We start from the raw sequence: 18,837 nt of genomic DNA on the forward strand, positions 1-18,837 counted from the left end.
TCGACGCTGACCTGGCGGACTGCTGCCGCCAGGTCAATATGCTAAAAATCCCTTCGTTTCTAATAACCCTATAATTAATCAACGAAATTATAATGTTTCTAAAATTAGAATATAATTTATAAACATTATTTAAATGTTGTTACTTAAGTGTTACCGTTGATGCCGCGCAAATCTCACCTGCAATAAAGCGACTAAAAGTAAGGCATTAACAAGATGAAAAAAGTGACTGCCATGCTCTTCTCGATGGCCGTGGGGCTTAATGCCGTTTCGATGGCGGCAAAAGCGAAATCGTCCGAGGAGCAGGAAACTGATGTACTGTTGATTGGCGGCGGCATTATGAGCGCCACGTTGGGGACCTATTTACGCGAGCTGGAGCCTGAATGGTCGATGACCATGGTGGAGCGCCTGGAGGGTGTCGCGCAGGAGAGTTCGAACGGCTGGAACAACGCCGGAACCGGGCATTCTGCACTGATGGAACTGAACTACACCCCGCAAAACGCCGATGGTAGCATCAGTATTGAAAAAGCAGTCGCCATTAACGAAGCATTTCAGATTTCGCGCCAGTTCTGGGCGCACCAGGTCGAGCGCGGCGTGCTGCGTACTCCGCGTTCATTTATCAATACCGTTCCGCATATGAGCTTTGTCTGGGGCGAGGATAACGTTAATTTCCTGCGAGCCCGTTACGCCGCGTTGCAACAAAGCTCGCTGTTTCGCGGTATGCGTTACTCTGAAGATCACGCGCAGATCAAAGAGTGGGCACCGTTAGTGATGGAAGGGCGCGATCCGCAACAGAAAGTGGCAGCCACGCGTACGGAAATTGGTACTGATGTGAACTATGGCGAGATCACCCGCCAGTTAATTGCTTCCTTGCAGAAGAAATCTAATTTTTCGCTGCAACTCAGCAGCGAAGTCCGCGCCCTAAAGCGTAATAACGATAACACCTGGACCGTTACCGTTGCCGATCTGAAAAATGGCACTGCACAGAACATCCGCGCCAAATTTGTCTTTATCGGCGCGGGCGGTGCGGCGCTGAAGCTGTTACAGGAATCGGGGATTCCGGAAGCGAAAGACTACGCCGGTTTCCCGGTGGGCGGACAGTTCCTTGTTTCGGAAAACCCGGACGTGGTTAATCACCATCTGGCGAAGGTTTACGGTAAAGCATCCGTTGGCGCACCACCGATGTCGGTTCCGCATATCGATACCCGTGTTCTGGACGGTAAACGCGTCGTGCTGTTTGGGCCATTTGCCACCTTCTCAACCAAATTCCTCAAAAACGGTTCATTGTGGGATCTGGTGAGTTCCACCACCACCTCTAACGTGATGCCGATGATGCACGTCGGGCTGGATAATTTCGATCTGGTGAAATATCTGGTGAGTCAGGTGATGTTGAGTGAAGAGGATCGTTTTGAAGCGTTGAAAGAGTACTATCCGCAGGCGAAAAAAGAGGACTGGCGTTTGTGGCAAGCGGGGCAGCGCGTACAGATTATCAAGCGTGATGCCGAGAAAGGTGGCGTACTGCGTCTGGGTACCGAAGTGGTCAGCGACCAGCAAGGGACCATTGCCGCGCTGCTGGGGGCATCGCCAGGTGCGTCAACCGCCGCGCCGATTATGTTGAATCTGCTGGAAAAAGTATTTGGCGATCGCGTTTCCAGCCCGCAATGGCAGGCAACGTTGAAGGCGATCGTTCCGTCTTATGGACGCAAGCTGAACGGTGATGTAGCGGCAACAGAACGCGAGTTGCAGTACACCAGCGAAGTGCTGGGGCTGAAATACGACAAGCCGCAGGCAGCAGATAGTACGCCGAAACCGCAGTTGAAACCGCAACCCGTTCAAAAAGAAGTGGCGGATATTGCGTTGTAATGATGTGCCACATCCGGCATGGTTTGCCGGATGTGGCGTATGCTAATAAGACGCGTCAGCGTCGCATCAGGCAACCGGCTCGGGCGTTAGATGTCGGATGCGGCGTGACCGCCTTATCCGACCTACGGGGTGGAGCACTTCACGGCAGTTTAGCGGACTACCGCGTTGTCAATTTTCTCTTCCGCCTTCCAGATGCGGTACTTCACATCCACATTGTCTGGCGTATACACCACGATCGGCAGCTTGCTGTTATAACGCAGCATTCCGGCATCGCCCAGATACGCGGTGACAAATTTCTTCTCTTTCTTGCCATCCGGGCAGGCCATCATCGTCGAAACCGGGGAACTGACTTTATCAAAGACATAATAATCATAGCCCCAGCCTTCCAGCGTTTTGCTTTCCAGCTTCCCGCCGAGACGATGCAAATTGCAATCGACTTCCAGCGTCTGACCGATTAACAGTTCTACTTTCAGGGTAGATTCATCTTCTTGCGGAGTTAACTGAATCACCTGACGCTTCATGCCTTTTTCAGCTTGTGGATAAGGTGCGATTTTTTCCAGCGGCTGGACGCTTTCTGCCGCCCAGGCGGAAGTGGTGGCGAAAGCGGCAAACAATACTGCAGGTAGAATGGTCTTCATTTTTTTGCTTTCCTTCTTCATTTATAGGTTTTCACCGATGATGTCGCTGAAGGTTAACATATTCATCAGATTTATTAATTTGCTTTATGAATAACTTAAAGAACATTCAGATAATTTTACCTGCTCTTTTAGTGTTAAATTCTGATGAGAAAACAAACCAGCAGAAATATCTCTGGCGAATTAATCGCTATATAAATATGTTTATAACCATTTGAAATGTGAGCAAAAGCCCGTTTTTGCCACGCTTCCCGCCACTCTTTTGATCCTGCTACAGGTTTTACCCCGATCGGGGTATGCATCTTTGACACATCCTTTAATATCTTAGCGGCTATAAAAATGGCTTATTAATTATGCGGTTTATTTGGTCGCTCTCAATTTTCAGAGCGCGTTAATGATGGAAGGTCAATGTGAAGATTGATGCATCCCGTCGGGGCATACTCACTGGTCGCTGGCGCAAAGCCAGTAACGGTATCCGTCCGCCCTGGTCCGGTGATGAATCTCATTTTCTGACCCATTGCACCCGCTGCGACGCCTGTATTAATGCTTGTGAAAACAACATTCTGCAACGCGGCGCGGGTGGCTATCCGAGCGTTAATTTCAAAAATAACGAGTGCAGCTTCTGTTACGCCTGCGCGCAGGCTTGCCCCGAATCGCTATTTTCTCCGCGCCACACCAGGGCCTGGGATTTGCAGTTCACCATTGGGGACGCGTGCCTGGCGTATCAGTCAGTTGAATGCCGCCGCTGTCAGGATAGCTGTGAGCCAATGGCAATTATCTTTCGCCCGACGCTCTCCGGGATCTACCAGCCGCAACTTAATAGCCAACTTTGCAACGGATGTGGAGCATGTGCAGCCAGCTGTCCGGTATCAGCCATAACTGCGGAGTATCTCCATGCACACTAACTGGCAAGTTTGCAGTCTGGTCGTGCAGGCCAAAAGCGAACGAATTTCAGACATCAGCACCCAACTGAACGCCTTTCCCGGCTGTGAAGTTGCTGTCAGCGACGCGCCGAGCGGTCAGTTGATTGTGGTGGTGGAAGCAGAAGACAGCGAAACGCTGATTCAAACCATTGAGTCAGTACGCAACGTAGAGGGCGTGCTGGCGGTGTCGCTGGTTTATCACCAGCAGGAAGAGCAAGGTGAGGAAACACCATGAAACTCAGTCGTCGTAGCTTTATGAAAGCTAACGCCGTTGCGGCCGCTGCGGCGGCTGCCGGTCTCAGCGTGCCGGGCGTTGCCCGCGCCGTTGTTGGTCAGCAGGAAGCCATTAAATGGGATAAAGCGCCGTGCCGTTTCTGCGGTACTGGTTGCGGCGTTCTGGTCGGAACGCAGCAGGGGCGTGTGGTGGCCTGTCAGGGCGACCCGGATGCACCGGTTAACCGTGGCCTGAACTGCATTAAGGGCTATTTCCTGCCCAAAATCATGTACGGTAAAGACCGTTTGACGCAGCCGCTGCTGCGTATGAAAAACGGTAAATATGACAAAGAAGGCGAATTTACCCCAATCACCTGGGATCAAGCCTTCGATGTGATGGAAGAGAAATTCAAAACCGCCCTGAAAGAAAAAGGGCCGGAATCGATCGGTATGTTCGGTTCTGGTCAGTGGACTATCTGGGAAGGTTATGCCGCGTCCAAGCTGTTTAAAGCGGGCTTCCGTTCGAACAACATCGACCCGAACGCGCGTCACTGTATGGCGTCGGCAGTAGTTGGCTTTATGCGTACCTTTGGTATGGATGAGCCGATGGGCTGCTATGACGACATCGAGCAGGCTGACGCGTTTGTGCTGTGGGGCGCAAACATGGCGGAGATGCACCCGATCCTCTGGTCGCGCATCACTAACCGTCGTCTCTCTAACCAGAACGTTACCGTGGCGGTGCTTTCTACCTACCAGCATCGTAGCTTCGAGCTGGCGGATAACGGCATCATCTTTACGCCGCAATCAGACCTGGTGATCCTGAACTACATCGCCAACTATATCATTCAAAACAATGCGATAAATCAGGACTTCTTTAGCAAACACGTTAACCTGCGCAAAGGGGCGACGGACATCGGCTACGGTTTACGTCCGACCCATCCACTGGAAAAAGCAGCGAAGAATCCAGGTTCTGACGCCTCCGAACCGATGAGCTTTGAAGATTACAAAGCCTTCGTTGCTGAGTATACGCTGGAAAAAACTGCCGAAATGACCGGCGTGCCGAAAGACCAGTTAGAACAACTGGCGCAGCTGTATGCCGATCCGAACAAGAAAGTCATCTCCTACTGGACGATGGGCTTCAACCAGCATACTCGTGGCGTGTGGGCCAACAACCTGGTCTACAACCTGCACCTGCTGACCGGCAAAATTTCCCAGCCGGGTTGCGGTCCGTTCTCCCTGACCGGGCAGCCTTCCGCGTGTGGTACTGCGCGTGAAGTGGGCACCTTTGCTCACCGTCTGCCTGCGGACATGGTGGTGACTAACGAGAAACATCGTGATATTTGCGAGAAGAAGTGGAATATCCCGAGTGGCACCATTCCGGCGAAAATCGGTCTGCACGCGGTGGCACAAGACCGTGCGCTGAAAGACGGCAAACTGAATGTTTACTGGACCATGTGTACCAATAACATGCAGGCCGGACCGAACATTAATGAAGAGCGTATGCCGGGCTGGCGCGATCCGCGCAACTTCATCATCGTTTCCGATCCGTATCCGACAGTCAGTGCGCTGGCCGCCGACTTGATCCTGCCGACCGCAATGTGGGTAGAGAAAGAGGGCGCTTACGGTAACGCCGAACGCCGTACTCAGTTCTGGCGTCAGCAGGTACAGGCACCGGGCGAAGCGAAATCGGATCTCTGGCAGTTAGTCCAGTTCTCCCGCCGCTTTAAAACTGAAGAAGTATGGCCGGAAGAGCTGCTGGCGAAGAAACCGGAACTGCGTGGCAAAACGCTGTACGAAGTTCTGTATGCCACCCCGGAAGTGAGCAAATTCCCGGTATCCGAACTGGCGGAAGATCAGCTGAACGATGAATCCCGCGAGCTGGGCTTCTATCTGCAAAAAGGGCTGTTCGAAGAATACGCATGGTTTGGTCGCGGTCACGGTCACGATCTGGCACCGTTCGATGACTACCACAAAGCGCGCGGTCTGCGCTGGCCGGTGGTGAACGGTAAAGAAACGCAGTGGCGTTACAGCGAAGGTAACGACCCGTACGTGAAAGCGGGCGAAGGCTATAAGTTCTACGGTAAACCGGATGGTAAAGCGGTGATCTTCGCGCTGCCGTTCGAACCGGCGGCGGAAGCACCGGATGAAGAGTACGACCTGTGGCTCTCTACCGGACGCGTCCTGGAGCACTGGCACACCGGCAGTATGACTCGCCGTGTGCCGGAACTGCACCGTGCCTTCCCGGAAGCGGTTCTGTTTATTCACCCGCTGGATGCGAAAGCGCGCGATCTGCGCCGTGGCGACAAAGTGAAAGTAGTTTCTCGCCGTGGCGAAGTGATCTCGATTGTCGAAACGCGCGGTCGTAACCGTCCGCCACAGGGCCTGGTGTACATGCCGTTCTTCGATGCCGCACAGCTGGTTAACAAACTGACGCTGGACGCGACCGATCCGCTCTCGAAAGAGACGGACTTCAAGAAGTGCGCGGTCAAACTGGAGAAGGTGTAAGCCATTATGTCCCGGTCAGCGAAACCTCAAAATGGTCGCCGCCGCTTTCTGCGCGATGTTGTTCGCACAGCAGGCGGGCTGGCTGCCGTGGGTGTGGCGCTGGGGTTACAACAGCAAACCGCACGCGCATCTGGCGTGCGGTTGCGCCCGCCCGGAGCCATAAACGAGAACGCCTTTGCCAGTGCCTGTGTGCGTTGCGGTCAGTGTGTTCAGGCTTGCCCTTACGACACCTTAAAACTGGCGACGCTGGCCTCAGGCCTGTCGGCGGGCACGCCATATTTTGTTGCGCGGGATATTCCTTGCGAAATGTGTGAGGACATTCCGTGCGCCAAAGTGTGCCCGAGCGGTGCGCTGGATCGTGAGATCGAATCGATCGACGACGCGCGGATGGGGCTGGCGGTGCTGGTGGACCAGGAAAACTGTCTCAACTTTCAGGGGCTGCGCTGCGATGTTTGTTATCGCGAATGCCCGAAAATTGATGAGGCCATCACCCTGGAGCTGGAGCGCAACACGCGTACCGGTAAGCACGCCCGCTTTCTGCCGACGGTTCACAGCGACGCCTGTACCGGTTGCGGTAAGTGCGAAAAAGTGTGCGTGCTGGAACAACCGGCAATCAAGGTGTTACCGCTGTCACTAGCGAAAGGGGAGTTAGGTCACCATTACCGCTTCGGCTGGCTGGAGGGGAACAATGGCAAATCGTAAACGTGACGCCGGGCGCGAGGCGCTGGAGAAAAAAGGCTGGTGGCGCAGTCACCGTTGGTTAGTGTTACGTCGCCTTTGTCAGTTCTTCGTGCTGGGGATGTTTTTGAGCGGTCCGTGGTTTGGTGTGTGGATCTTGCACGGCAACTACAGCAGTAGCCTGTTATTCGACACCGTTCCACTGACCGATCCGCTGATGACGCTGCAAAGTCTTGCCAGCGGTCATCTGCCTGCCACGGTGGCGTTGACCGGTGCGGTGATTATCACCGTGCTCTACGCCCTGGCAGGAAAGCGATTATTTTGCAGCTGGGTCTGCCCGCTGAACCCGATTACCGACTTAGCGAACTGGTTACGCAGGCGCTTTGACCTCAATCAGTCTGCGACGATCCCTCGCCACATTCGCTACGTGCTGTTGGTGGTCATTCTGCTGGGATCGGCCTTAACCGGCACGCTCATCTGGGAATGGATCAACCCCGTTTCCCTGATGGGGCGCAGTCTGGTAATGGGATTCGGCAGCGGCGCGCTGCTTATTCTCGCGCTGTTTTTATTTGATCTACTGGTCGTTGAACACGGCTGGTGCGGGCACATTTGTCCGGTTGGCGCGCTGTATGGCGTGCTGGGTAGCAAAGGTGTGATTACCGTTGCTGCCAACGATCGGCAGAAATGTAACCGCTGTATGGATTGTTTTCATGTTTGCCCGGAACCGCATGTGCTACGTGCCCCGGTGCTGGATGAACAAAGCCCGGTGCAGGTCACCAGCCGCGATTGCATGACGTGCGGTCGCTGCGTGGATGTCTGTTCTGAGGATGTATTTACAATAACTACACGATGGAGTTCGGGAGCGAAATCATGAAAAGCCATGACCTGAAGAAAGCGCTGTGTCAATGGACGGCGATGCTGGCCCTGGTGGTAAGCGGCGCGGTTTGGGCGGCTAATGGCGTCGATTTTAGCCAGTCGCCGGAAGTATCCGGGACGCAGGAAGGGGCCATTCGGATGCCAAAAGAGCAGGATCGGATGCCGCTGAACTATGTGAATCAGCCGCCAATGATCCCGCATAGCGTTGAAGGTTATCAGGTAACGACCAATACCAACCGCTGCTTGCAGTGCCACGGTGTCGAAAGCTATCGCACCACTGGCGCGCCGCGTATCAGTCCTACTCACTTTATGGACAGTGACGGCAAAGTGGGCGCAGAAGTGGCTCCGCGTCGTTATTTCTGTCTGCAATGTCACGTACCGCAGGCCGATACCGCGCCAATCGTGGGGAATACCTTTACCCCATCAAAAGGTTACGGGAAATAAGAGGTTATTATGGGAAATTCTGACCGTAAGCCTGGTCTGATTAAGCGCCTGTGGAAATGGTGGCGTACCCCCAGCCGTCTGGCGCTGGGGACGCTGCTGTTGATCGGCTTTGTTGGCGGCATCGTCTTCTGGGGCGGCTTTAACACCGGGATGGAAAAAGCCAATACCGAAGAGTTCTGCATTAGCTGCCACGAAATGCGTAACACGGTGTATCAGGAATACATGGATTCCGTGCACTACAACAACCGTAGCGGCGTTCGTGCGACCTGTCCGGATTGTCACGTTCCGCACGAGTTTGTGCCGAAGATGATACGCAAGCTCAAAGCAAGTAAAGAGCTGTATGGTAAAATTTTTGGCGTTATTGACACGCCGCAGAAATTTGAAGCTCATCGCCTGACGATGGCACAGAATGAGTGGCGGCGCATGAAGGACAATAACTCGCAGGAGTGCCGTAACTGTCACAACTTCGAGTATATGGATACAACCGCCCAGAAATCGGTTGCCGCGAAGATGCATGACCAGGCGGTGAAAGATGGGCAAACCTGTATTGATTGCCATAAAGGGATAGCGCACAAGCTGCCCGATATGCGCGAAGTCGAGCCAGGTTTTTAACAGGGTTATTGCGTGGGTATGCTTGAAGCCAGAGAGTTACTTTGCGAGCGGGATGAACGAACCTTATTTAGTGGCTTGTCATTTACGCTGAACGCAGGAGAGTGGGTACAAATCACCGGTAGCAACGGCGCGGGGAAGACAACGCTTCTCCGTTTGCTGACGGGGTTGTCTCGCCCTGATGCGGGTGACGTTCTCTGGCAAGGGCAGCCCTTGCATCAGGTACGCGACAGCTACCATCAAAACCTGTTATGGATAGGCCATCAGCCGGGGATCAAAACCCGGCTGACGGCGTTAGAAAATCTGCACTTTTATCATCGCGATGGCGATACCGCACAATGTCTGGAAGCCCTGGCGCAGGCTGGGCTTGCCGGATTCGAAGATATTCCGGTAAATCAACTTTCTGCCGGGCAACAACGCCGCGTCGCTTTAGCGCGTCTGTGGCTGACCCGTGCCACGTTATGGATACTCGACGAGCCTTTTACCGCGATTGACGTTAACGGCGTCGATCGTCTGACCAAGCGTATGGCGCAGCATACGGAGCAGGGGGGGACTGTGATTCTGACTACCCACCAGCCGCTCAACGTTGCTGAAAGTAAAATTCGCCGCATTTCACTGACGCAAACGGGGGCCGCATGATGTTCTGGCGCATTTTCCGTCTTGAGCTGCGCGTAGCGTTTCGCCATAGCGCCGAAATCGCCAACCCGCTGTGGTTCTTCCTGATTGTCATTACCCTTTTTCCGCTCAGTATCGGTCCGGAGCCGCAACTGCTGGCGCGTATTGCACCGGGCATTATCTGGGTTGCTGCGCTGCTTTCATCCTTGCTGGCGCTGGAACGATTGTTCCGTGACGATTTGCAGGACGGCAGTCTTGAACAATTGATGTTGTTGCCGTTACCCTTGCCCGCCGTTGTGCTGGCGAAGGTGATGGCGCACTGGATGGTAACCGGTCTGCCGTTACTCATCCTTTCGCCCCTGGTAGCAATGCTACTGGGAATGGATGTTTATGGCTGGCAAGTGATGGCGCTGACGCTGCTGCTGGGAACCCCTACGCTTGGCTTTCTCGGTGCACCGGGCGTGGCGCTGACAGTGGGACTTAAGCGCGGTGGTGTGCTGCTCAGCATATTGGTGTTACCGCTGACTATCCCATTACTCATCTTTGCCACCGCCGCGATGGACGCGGCTTCTATGCATTTGCCCGTTGATGGGTATCTGGCAATTTTAGGCGCGTTGCTGGCAGGCACCGCGACTTTAAGTCCTTTTGCGACGGCGGCAGCGTTACGAATCAGCATTCAATAACGCTGGATTACTGATTTTTGTTCGAGTCTGGTATCGAAACTATGTGGAAAACACTGCATCAACTGGCGATCCCACCACGGCTGTATCAAATCTGTGGCTGGTTTATACCGTGGCTGGCAATTGCCAGTGTGGTCGTGCTTACCGTCGGCTGGATCTGGGGATTCGGCTTTGCTCCGGCTGATTATCAGCAGGGAAATAGCTACCGCATTATCTACCTGCATGTGCCTGCGGCGATCTGGTCGATGGGCATTTATGCATCAATGGCGGTGGCGGCGTTTATTGGCCTTGTCTGGCAGATGAAAATGGCCAACCTGGCGGTGGCGGCGATGGCCCCCATTGGTGCCGTGTTTACCTTTATTGCCCTGGTTACCGGCTCTGCATGGGGAAAACCGATGTGGGGCACCTGGTGGGTATGGGATGCACGTCTGACTTCTGAACTGGTGCTGCTGTTTTTGTATGTTGGTGTCATTGCCCTGTGGCACGCCTTCGACGACCGCCGTCTGGCGGGCCGTGCGGCAGGTATTCTGGTGCTGATTGGCGTGGTGAATCTGCCGATTATTCATTACTCCGTGGAGTGGTGGAACACCCTGCATCAGGGATCAACGCGGATGCAGCAAAGTATCGATCCGGCGATGCGTTCGCCGCTGCGCTGGTCGATTTTTGGCTTCCTGCTCCTGTCTGCCACGCTGACGCTGATGCGGATGCGTAATTTGATTTTGCTGATGGAAAAACGCCGTCCGTGGGTGAGTGAACTGATACTGAAAAGAGGCCGTAAATGACCCCTGCATTTGCTTCCTGGAATGAATTTTTCGCAATGGGCGGTTACGCCTTTTTTGTCTGGCTGGCGGTGGTGATGACCGTCATTCCTCTGGTGGTTTTGGTCGTGCACTCGGTGATGCAGCATCGCGCAATTCTGCGTGGCGTGGCGCAACAGCGGGCGCGTGAGGCGCGTTTACGTGCTGCGCAACAGCAGGAGGCTGCATGAATATTCGCCGTAAAAACCGCTTGTGGATTGCCTGTGCCGTTTTGGCGGGGCTGGCGCTGACTATCGGTCTGGTGCTATATGCGCTGCGCTCGAATATCGATCTCTTTTATACGCCGGGGGAAATTCTCTACGGCAAGCGTGAAACTCAGCAAATGCCGGAAGTCGGTCAGCGTCTGCGCGTTGGCGGGATGGTGATGCCGGGTAGTGTGCAGCGCGATCCCAATTCGCTAAAAGTAACTTTCACCATTTACGACGCTGAAGGTTCAGTAGATGTCTCTTACGAAGGCATTTTGCCGGATCTGTTCCGTGAAGGGCAGGGCGTTGTGGTGCAGGGCGAACTGGAAAAAGGCAATCATATCCTCGCGAAAGAAGTGCTGGCGAAACACGACGAAAACTACACGCCACCAGAAGTTGAGAAAGCGATGGAAGCCAATCACCGTCGCCCGGCGAGTGTTTATAAGGACCCAGCATCATGATGCCGGAAATTGGTAACGGGCTGCTGTGTCTGGCGCTAGGAATTGCGCTGCTGCTGTCCGTGTATCCGCTATGGGGCGTAGCGCGCGGAGATGCGCGCATGATGGCATCTTCCCGCTTGTTTGCCTGGCTGCTGTTTATGTCTGTGGCTGGCGCATTTCTGGTACTGGTCAATGCCTTCGTGGTCAACGACTTCACCGTCACCTATGTTGCCAGCAACTCCAATACCCAGCTTCCGGTGTGGTATCGCGTGGCGGCCACCTGGGGCGCGCATGAAGGCTCGCTCCTGCTGTGGGTGCTGCTGATGAGCGGCTGGACCTTTGCGGTAGCGATTTTTAGTCAGCGTATTCCGCTGGATATTGTGGCCCGCGTACTGGCGATAATGGGGATGGTCAGCGTCGGCTTTTTGCTGTTCATTCTCTTTACCTCTAACCCGTTCTCACGCACGTTGCCGAACTTCCCGATTGAAGGTCGCGATCTTAACCCGCTGTTACAGGATCCGGGGCTGATCTTCCATCCGCCTCTGCTTTATATGGGGTACGTCGGCTTCTCGGTGGCGTTTGCTTTTGCCATTGCTTCTTTGTTGAGCGGGCGTCTGGACAGCACTTATGCGCGTTTTACCCGCCCGTGGACGCTGGCGGCGTGGATCTTCTTGACGCTCGGCATTGTGCTCGGTTCCGCATGGGCCTATTACGAACTCGGCTGGGGCGGCTGGTGGTTCTGGGATCCGGTAGAAAACGCCTCGTTTATGCCGTGGCTGGTGGGGACTGCGCTGATGCACTCACTGGCGGTCACTGAACAACGCGCCAGCTTCAAGGCGTGGACATTACTGCTGGCAATCAGTGCCTTCTCGTTGTGTCTGCTGGGGACTTTCCTGGTGCGTTCCGGCGTGCTGGTATCGGTACACGCGTTTGCCTCTGATCCGGCACGCGGTATGTTTATCCTCGCCTTTATGGTACTGGTGATTGGTGGTTCGCTGCTGCTGTTTGCCGCGCGTGGACACAAAGTTCGCTCACGCGTAAACAATGCGCTGTGGTCGCGGGAATCTCTGCTGTTAGCGAACAACGTTTTGCTGGTCGCCGCGATGCTGGTGGTATTACTGGGGACGCTGCTGCCGTTGGTGCACAAGCAACTGGGACTGGGCAGTATTTCGATTGGCGAACCGTTCTTCAACACCATGTTTACCTGGCTGATGGTGCCGTTTGCGCTGCTGCTTGGTGTCGGTCCTCTGGTGCGCTGGGGGCGCGATCGCCCACGTAAAATCCGCAATTTGTTGATTATCGCCTTCATCTCTACGCTGGTGCTGTCGCTGCTGTTGCCGTGGCTGTTCGAAAGCAAAGTGGTGGCGATGACGGTGCTCGGCCTGGCAATGGCCTGCTGGATTGCGGTGCTGGCAATTGCGGAAGCTGCGCTGCGTATTTCACGCGGCACGAAAACCACCTTCAGTTATTGGGGAATGGTGGCGGCTCACCTGGGGCTGGCAGTGACAATTGTTGGTATTGCCTTTAGCCAGAACTATAGCGTTGAGCGTGATGTGCGCATGAAGTCCGGCGATAGTGTCGATATTCATGAATATCGCTTCACCTTCCGTGATGTCAAAGAGGTGACTGGCCCGAACTGGCGTGGCGGTGTGGCGACTATCGGCGTAACGCGCGATGGCAAGCCGGAAACGGTGCTGTATGCGGAAAAACGTTATTACAACACTGCCGGGTCGATGATGACCGAAGCGGCGATTGACGGCGGCATCACGCGTGACCTGTACGCCGCGCTCGGTGAAGAGCTGGAAAACGGCGCGTGGGCCGTGCGTCTTTACTACAAACCGTTTGTTCGCTGGATTTGGGCGGGCGGGCTGATGATGGCATTGGGCGGGCTGCTGTGCCTGTTTGATCCTCGCTATCGTAAGCGCGTGAGTCCGCAAAAAACTGCGCCGGAGGCTGTATGAAGCGCAAAGTATTGTTAATTCCGTTGATTATCTTCCTGGCGATTGCCGCGGCGCTACTGTGGCAGCTGGCGCGTAATGCCGAAGGGGATGATCCGACCAATCTGGAATCGGCGCTCATTGGCAAGCCAGTGCCGAAGTTTCGCCTCGAATCACTGGACAATCCGGGGCAGTTTTATCAGGCGGATGTGCTGACTCAGGGCAAACCTGTGCTGCTTAACGTCTGGGCGACCTGGTGTCCGACCTGCCGTGCGGAACATCAATATCTGAATCAGCTTTCTGCGCAGGGCATTCGCGTGGTCGGCATGAACTATAAAGACGATCGCCAGAAGGCAATCAGCTGGCTGAAAGAGCTGGGTAATCCTTACGCACTAAGCCTGTTTGATGGCGACGGCATGTTAGGGCTGGATCTCGGTGTCTATGGCGCGCCAGAAACGTTCCTCATCGACGGCAACGGCATCATTCGCTATCGCCATGCGGGCGATCTCAATCCTCGCGTCTGGGAAGAAGAGATCAAGCCGCTGTGGGAGAAATACAGTAAGGAGGTCGCACAATGAGGTTTTTATTGGGCGTGCTGATGCTGATGATCTCCGGCTCAGCGCTGGCGACCATCGACGTGTTGCAGTTTAAGGATGAAGCGCAGGAGCAGCAGTTCCGCCAACTCACTGAAGAACTACGCTGCCCGAAATGCCAGAACAACAGCATTGCCGATTCCAACTCGATGATTGCCACCGACCTGCGCCAGAAAGTGTATGAACTGATGCAGGAAGGTAAAAGTAAGAAAGAGATTGTCGATTATATGGTGGCGCGTTACGGCAACTTCGTCACTTACGATCCGCCGTTAACGCCGCTGACCGTGCTGCTGTGGGTGCTTCCGGTAGTGGCTATTGGCATTGGCGGTTGGGTCATTTACGCCCGTTCGCGGCGTCGGGTACGCGTGGTGCCGGACGCGTTTCCTGAACAAAGCGTGCCGGAAGGTAAGCGTGCCGGATATATTGTTTATCTGCCGGGTATTGTGGTGGCGTTAATTGTGGCTGGCGTCAGCTACTACCAGACGGGCAATTATCAGCAGGTGAAAATCTGGCAGCAGGCCACGGCACAGGCTCCGGCGTTACTGGACAGGGCGCTGGATCCGAAAGCCGATCCGCTCAACGAAGAAGAGATGTCGCGCCTGGCGCTGGGGATGCGTACTCAACTGCAAAAAAATCCGGGAGATATAGAAGGCTGGATTATGTTGGGCCGCGTTGGCATGGCGCTGGGTAACGCCAGTATTGCCACCGATGCATACGCTACTGCATATCGCCTCGATCCGAAGAACAGTGATGCGGCGCTCGGATACGCTGAAGCGTTGACACGTTCATCTGATCCCAACGACAACCGCCTCGGTGGTGAACTGCTACGCCAGTTGGTGAGAACTGACCACAGCAATATCCGTGTGTTAAGCATGTATGCGTTTAATGCCTTTGAGCAGCAGCGATTTGGCGAAGCCGTTGCCGCGTGGGAGATGATGTTGAAACTCTTACCTGCCAACGATACTCGCCGTGCGGTGATTGAACGTAGTATCGCGCAGGCGATGCAACATTTGTCGCCGCAGGAGAGTAAATAAAAAGAGGCCCGATGGTGATGCCATCGGGCTATTTTTATTGTGCCCCGCGTTGTTGCAGGAACAGAATGGTGGCCGCCACGCGTGAGCGGACATTGAGTTTACGCAGCAGATTGCGAATGTGTACTTTTACTGTCTGCTCGGAAATATTCAACACCGAGGCAATCTGTTTATTTGACAGCCCCTGTGCCAGCTCGTGCAGAACATCCAGCTCGCGCTCCGTCAGCACGCTGAAGGGATCTTCTTCCGCGCCAAACATTTCACGTTCACGTAAGTACTGATTGACGCGTTCGCTAAAGACTTTGCTGCCTTTCGCTCCGGCACGAATCGCTTCCAGCAACACTTCCGGGTCGCTATCTTTCAACAGATAACCGTCTGCGCCTGCGTCTATCAGCGCAAAGACATCGCTGGAGGCATCGGATACGGTCAGGATAATAATTTGCGCGGTAACGCCATCCCTGCGCAAGGCATTGAGGGTATCCAGGCCACTCATACCTTTCATATTGAGATCCAGTAAGATCACGTCGATATCCAGTCTATTCGCCAGATCGATCGCGCTCGCGCCGTCGCCCGCTTCGGCGACCACTTCAAAGCCAGGATCAAGCTCCAGTAACTGACGAACACCGCGTCGCATAAGTGGATGATCATCCACAATCATCACCTGAAAAGGCGTTGCTTCAGGCATAGTAGTCTCCTGAGGTTTTATTAGAATCATTATGTTTGAGCGTAGCGTTGGTAACGCTACCAGGCGCGTGAATGTTACCCCATTTTATGTATGGACATGTAGCGAAAACTACAACCTTGTCGTTCGCTTTGGCATCATTTTCATTATAAAGACGGAATTTTGCATCAGCTTCTCATCAAGAAAAACAACTAAAAAATCAATCACAATACTTGTGCATTTCTTTAAACAGTTTTTAAAAACTGACTCCGGGTATGGAGCTATGGGTATTTTCTTTACCCAATGCTTTTAACAGCAATTAATTTCATAGGATGAAAGCTCAATGCATCAATCTGGTTCTGTTTCTCTTTGTCGTTCCGCAATATCTGTTCTGGTGGCTACAGCGTTATATTCACCCATAGCATTGGCATCAACAGTTGAGTATGGTGAGACAGTTGATGGTGTTGTCCTGGAAAAAGATATCCAGCTGGTTTATGGGACCGCCAATAATACGAAAATCAATCCTGGCGGAGAACAGCATATTAAAGAATTTGGTATAAGTAGTAATACTGAAATTAACGGCGGGTATCAGTACATTGAAATGAATGGCACCGCAGAATACTCAGTATTAAATGATGGTTATCAAATTGTTCAAATGGGTGGCGCGGCAAACCAGACTACCCTCAATAATGGTGTGCTACAGGTTTATGGCGCGGCGAATGAACCTACGATTAAAGGCGGGCGCTTAATCGTTGAAAAAGATGGGGGGACCGTCTTTGCCGCTATCGAAAAGGGAGGACTACTGGAGGTTAAAGAGGGGGGATTTGCGCTTGCGGTAGATCAGAAAGCAGGCGGTGCGATTAAAACAACCACGCGGGCCATGGAGGTATTCGGAACAAACCGTCTCGGTCAGTTCGATATCAAGAATGGTATTGCTAATAATATGCTGTTGGAAAACGGCGGAAGTTTGCGAGTTGAAGAAAATGACTTCGCTTATAATACCACTGTGGATAATGGCGGCTTACTGGAGGTTATGGATGGCGGGACTGCAACTGGCGTTGATAAAAAAGCAGGCGGAAAATTAATTGTCTCAACGAATGCGCTGGAAGTGAGTGGTACAAACAGTAAAGGCCAATTTAGTATAAAAGATGGTGTGTCAAAAAATTATGAACTGGATGATGGTTCCGGGCTCATTGTTATGGAGGACACGCAGGCCATTGACACTATCCTTGATGAGCATGCCACTATGCAATCGCTGGGAAAGGATACTGGTACGAGAGTGCAGGCAAATGCGGTGTATGATCTCGGTCGATCAGATCAGAATGGAAGTATCACGTATTCCTCTAAAGCCATCTCTGAAAATATGGTTATCAACAATGGCCGCGCTAATGTCTGGGCTGGCACGATGGTTAACGTTTCAGTCAGAGGGAATGATGGCATTCTTGAGGTCATGAAGCCGCAAATAAATTATGCACCCGCTATGTTGGTGGGTAGTGTCGTGGTTTCTGAGGGCGCTTCTTTAAGAACGCATGGTGCCGTGGATACCAGCAAAGCGGATGTTTCGCTCGATGGTAGCTCATGGACCATCATTGCCGATATCACTACGACGAACCAAAACACCCTCCTCAACTTAGCCAACCTTGCGATGTCTGACGCAAATGTGATTATGATGGATGAGCCAGTGACTCGTTCATCAGTGACGGCAAGTGCGGAAAATTTCATTACGTTGACCACCAATACCCTGTCGGGAAACGGCAATTTTTATATGCGTACCGATATGGCTAATCATCAGAGCGATCAGCTCAACGTCACCGGTCAGGCAACAGGTGATTTCAAAATATTCGTTACGGACACCGGTGCCAGCCCGGCAGCAGGAGATAGCCTTACACTGGTAACGACGGGCGGCGGTGATGCTGCATTTACGTTGGGCAATGCCGGAGGCGTTGTTGATATCGGTACGTATGAATATACCTTGCTGGATAATGGCAACCATAGCTGGAGTCTGGCAGAGAATCGCGCGCAAATTACCCCTTCAACCACTGATGTGCTGAATATGGCGGCAGCACAACCGCTGGTATTTGATGCAGAACTGGACACCGTGCGTGAGCGTCTTGGTAGCGTAAAAGGCGTTAATTACGATACGGCGATGTGGAGTTCGGCAATTAACACCCGCAACAACGTGACCACTGATGCGGGAGCTGGCTTTGAGCAAACATTGACGGGGCTGACGCTCGGTATCGATAGCCGTTTCTCCCGTGAAGAAAGCAGTACAATTCGCGGCTTGTTCTTTGGTTACTCTCATTCTGATATTGGTTTTGATCGCGGCGGCAAAGGCAATGTCGATAGCTATACCCTGGGGGCTTATGCCGGTTGGGAGCATCAGAACGGTGCCTATGTTGATGGGGTGGTGAAAGTTGACCGTTTTGCCAACACCATCCATGGCAAGATGAGTAATGGGGCAACAGCGTTTGGCGATTACAATAGTAACGGCGCGGGTGCTCATGTCGAGAGCGGGTTCCGTTGGGTTGACGGATTGTGGAGTGTTAGACCTTATCTGGCCTTTACCGGCTTTACCACAGATGGTCAGGACTACACGTTATCAAACGGCATGCGCGCGGATGTGGGAAATACCCGCATATTACGGGCTGAAGCGGGAACGGCGGTAAGCTATCACATGGACCTGCAAAACGGTACGACGCTGGAACCCTGGCTGAAAGCCGCCGTACGTCAGGAATACGCCGATTCTAACCAGGTGAAAGTTAATGACGATGGCAAATTTAATAATGATGTGGCTGGAACCCGTGGCGTTTATCAGGCTGGGATAAGGTCATCGTTTACCCCGACGTTAAGCGGTCATTTGTCAGTCAGTTATGGCAATGGCGCAGGGGTAGAATCGCCGTGGAATACTCAGGCGGGTGTGGTCTGGACGTTCTGATAACAGAAAATAAACAGGCCGTGATGTGTCACGGTCTGTTTATCGAATTAATTGCAGATATAAAAAAACCAACCGTAATGGTTGGTTTTTTCTTGGGATTTTTGGTCGGCACGAGAGGATTTGAACCTCCGACCCCCGACACCCCATGACGGTGCGCTACCAGGCTGCGCTACGTGCCGACTCGTGGCTGCTAATACTA

The 18,837-nt window shown here is 53.3% G+C and carries 20 protein-coding genes and 1 tRNA gene; 17 read left to right on the top strand and 4 right to left on the bottom strand.

From position 1 onward, the window contains the following. Nucleotides 1-213 precede the first annotated feature (213 nt). Nucleotides 214-1,860: a malate dehydrogenase (quinone) gene (gene mqo / locus ACJHX7_RS08000; protein ID WP_094029704.1), complete on the top strand. Its 1,647-nt coding sequence runs from the start codon at nucleotides 214-216 to the stop codon at nucleotides 1,858-1,860. Nucleotides 1,861-2,009: 149 nt separating this feature from the next. On the opposite strand, the gene eco is transcribed toward mqo, so the two are convergent. Further along, nucleotides 2,010-2,519 (bottom strand): serine protease inhibitor ecotin, encoded by a 510-nt coding sequence (gene eco / locus ACJHX7_RS08005; protein ID WP_000712250.1) that lies wholly within the window; start codon nucleotides 2,517-2,519, stop codon nucleotides 2,010-2,012. A 113-nt stretch (nucleotides 2,520-2,632) separates the two neighbouring features. Next, nucleotides 2,633-2,797, bottom strand: coding sequence for a hypothetical protein (locus ACJHX7_RS08010; RefSeq protein WP_001296243.1), 165 nt, complete (start codon nucleotides 2,795-2,797; stop codon nucleotides 2,633-2,635). 108 nt (nucleotides 2,798-2,905) lie between these two features. On the opposite strand from ACJHX7_RS08010, the gene napF reads away from it, so the two are divergent. The 15 genes from napF to ccmH are packed head-to-tail and all read left to right on the top strand — an operon-like array spanning nucleotide 2,906 to nucleotide 15,045. Further along, nucleotides 2,906-3,400 (top strand): ferredoxin-type protein NapF, encoded by a 495-nt coding sequence (gene napF, locus ACJHX7_RS08015; protein WP_000686723.1) that lies wholly within the window; start codon nucleotides 2,906-2,908, stop codon nucleotides 3,398-3,400. Continuing rightward, on the top strand, nucleotides 3,390-3,653 hold the full coding sequence (napD, locus tag ACJHX7_RS08020; protein ID WP_000557378.1) for a chaperone NapD: 264 nt from the start codon (nucleotides 3,390-3,392) through the stop codon (nucleotides 3,651-3,653). The genes napF and napD overlap by 11 nt, the downstream gene beginning before the upstream one ends. Next, the gene (gene napA, locus ACJHX7_RS08025) at nucleotides 3,650-6,136 is read left to right on the top strand and encodes a periplasmic nitrate reductase subunit alpha (protein WP_000778067.1); all 2,487 of its coding nucleotides are present in this window, start codon (nucleotides 3,650-3,652) and stop codon (nucleotides 6,134-6,136) included. Before napD ends, napA begins: the two co-directional genes overlap by 4 nt. A gap of 6 nt (nucleotides 6,137-6,142) precedes the next feature. Further along, nucleotides 6,143-6,838 carry a ferredoxin-type protein NapG gene (gene napG, locus ACJHX7_RS08030; protein ID WP_000091291.1) on the top strand — a complete coding sequence of 232 codons (696 nt, stop codon included), beginning with the start codon at nucleotides 6,143-6,145 and terminating at the stop codon, nucleotides 6,836-6,838. Further along, nucleotides 6,825-7,688 carry a quinol dehydrogenase ferredoxin subunit NapH gene (gene napH / locus ACJHX7_RS08035; protein WP_000013502.1) on the top strand — a complete coding sequence of 288 codons (864 nt, stop codon included), beginning with the start codon at nucleotides 6,825-6,827 and terminating at the stop codon, nucleotides 7,686-7,688. The genes napG and napH overlap by 14 nt, the downstream gene beginning before the upstream one ends. Next, complete coding sequence (gene napB, locus ACJHX7_RS08040) at nucleotides 7,685-8,134, top strand: nitrate reductase cytochrome c-type subunit (RefSeq protein WP_000835174.1); 450 nt, start codon at nucleotides 7,685-7,687, stop codon at nucleotides 8,132-8,134. Before napH ends, napB begins: the two co-directional genes overlap by 4 nt. 9 nt (nucleotides 8,135-8,143) lie before the next feature. After that, a complete protein-coding gene (napC, locus tag ACJHX7_RS08045; RefSeq protein WP_000528376.1) occupies nucleotides 8,144-8,746 on the top strand; it encodes a cytochrome c-type protein NapC in 603 nt (200 codons plus the stop codon). A gap of 12 nt (nucleotides 8,747-8,758) precedes the next feature. Continuing rightward, nucleotides 8,759-9,382 carry a cytochrome c biogenesis heme-transporting ATPase CcmA gene (gene ccmA, locus ACJHX7_RS08050; RefSeq protein WP_023908919.1) on the top strand — a complete coding sequence of 208 codons (624 nt, stop codon included), beginning with the start codon at nucleotides 8,759-8,761 and terminating at the stop codon, nucleotides 9,380-9,382. Continuing rightward, nucleotides 9,379-10,041 (top strand): heme exporter protein CcmB, encoded by a 663-nt coding sequence (gene ccmB, locus ACJHX7_RS08055; RefSeq protein WP_000971730.1) that lies wholly within the window; start codon nucleotides 9,379-9,381, stop codon nucleotides 10,039-10,041. The genes ccmA and ccmB overlap by 4 nt, the downstream gene beginning before the upstream one ends. 41 nt (nucleotides 10,042-10,082) lie before the next feature. After that, complete coding sequence (ccmC, locus tag ACJHX7_RS08060; protein WP_001295447.1) at nucleotides 10,083-10,820, top strand: heme exporter protein CcmC; 738 nt, start codon at nucleotides 10,083-10,085, stop codon at nucleotides 10,818-10,820. Next, entirely contained in the window at nucleotides 10,817-11,026 is a 210-nt protein-coding gene (gene ccmD / locus ACJHX7_RS08065) for a heme exporter protein CcmD (RefSeq protein ID WP_000186540.1), read from the top strand. The genes ccmC and ccmD overlap by 4 nt, the downstream gene beginning before the upstream one ends. Beyond that, complete coding sequence (gene ccmE, locus ACJHX7_RS08070; protein ID WP_001026418.1) at nucleotides 11,023-11,502, top strand: cytochrome c maturation protein CcmE; 480 nt, start codon at nucleotides 11,023-11,025, stop codon at nucleotides 11,500-11,502. The genes ccmD and ccmE overlap by 4 nt, the downstream gene beginning before the upstream one ends. Further along, nucleotides 11,499-13,442 carry a cytochrome c-type biogenesis heme lyase CcmF gene (gene ccmF, locus ACJHX7_RS08075; protein ID WP_000982447.1) on the top strand — a complete coding sequence of 648 codons (1,944 nt, stop codon included), beginning with the start codon at nucleotides 11,499-11,501 and terminating at the stop codon, nucleotides 13,440-13,442. Before ccmE ends, ccmF begins: the two co-directional genes overlap by 4 nt. Then, nucleotides 13,439-13,996, top strand: coding sequence for a thiol:disulfide interchange protein DsbE (gene dsbE, locus ACJHX7_RS08080; RefSeq protein WP_000824440.1), 558 nt, complete (start codon nucleotides 13,439-13,441; stop codon nucleotides 13,994-13,996). The genes ccmF and dsbE overlap by 4 nt, the downstream gene beginning before the upstream one ends. Then, nucleotides 13,993-15,045, top strand: a complete 1,053-nt coding sequence (ccmH, locus tag ACJHX7_RS08085; RefSeq protein ID WP_001211558.1) for a cytochrome c-type biogenesis thiol:disulfide oxidoreductase CcmH — start codon at nucleotides 13,993-13,995, stop codon at nucleotides 15,043-15,045. The genes dsbE and ccmH overlap by 4 nt, the downstream gene beginning before the upstream one ends. Before the next feature lie 34 nt (nucleotides 15,046-15,079). Here the strand turns inward: ccmH and narP are convergent, their stop codons facing one another. Continuing rightward, complete coding sequence (gene narP, locus ACJHX7_RS08090; protein ID WP_001113637.1) at nucleotides 15,080-15,727, bottom strand: nitrate/nitrite response regulator protein NarP; 648 nt, start codon at nucleotides 15,725-15,727, stop codon at nucleotides 15,080-15,082. Nucleotides 15,728-16,046: 319 nt separating this feature from the next. Here narP and yejO point away from each other — a divergent pair, with 319 nt between their 5' ends. Further along, nucleotides 16,047-18,638, top strand: coding sequence for an autotransporter YejO (gene yejO, locus ACJHX7_RS08095; RefSeq protein ID WP_022645889.1), 2,592 nt, complete (start codon nucleotides 16,047-16,049; stop codon nucleotides 18,636-18,638). A gap of 102 nt (nucleotides 18,639-18,740) precedes the next feature. Here the strand turns inward: yejO and ACJHX7_RS08100 are convergent. Then, nucleotides 18,741-18,817 (bottom strand) — tRNA-Pro (locus ACJHX7_RS08100). Nucleotides 18,818-18,837 lie beyond the last annotated feature (20 nt).

Origin of the sequence: Escherichia sp. WS1451, assembly GCF_046487365.1 — a bacterium.
Classification (GTDB): domain Bacteria; phylum Pseudomonadota; class Gammaproteobacteria; order Enterobacterales; family Enterobacteriaceae; genus Escherichia; species Escherichia coli.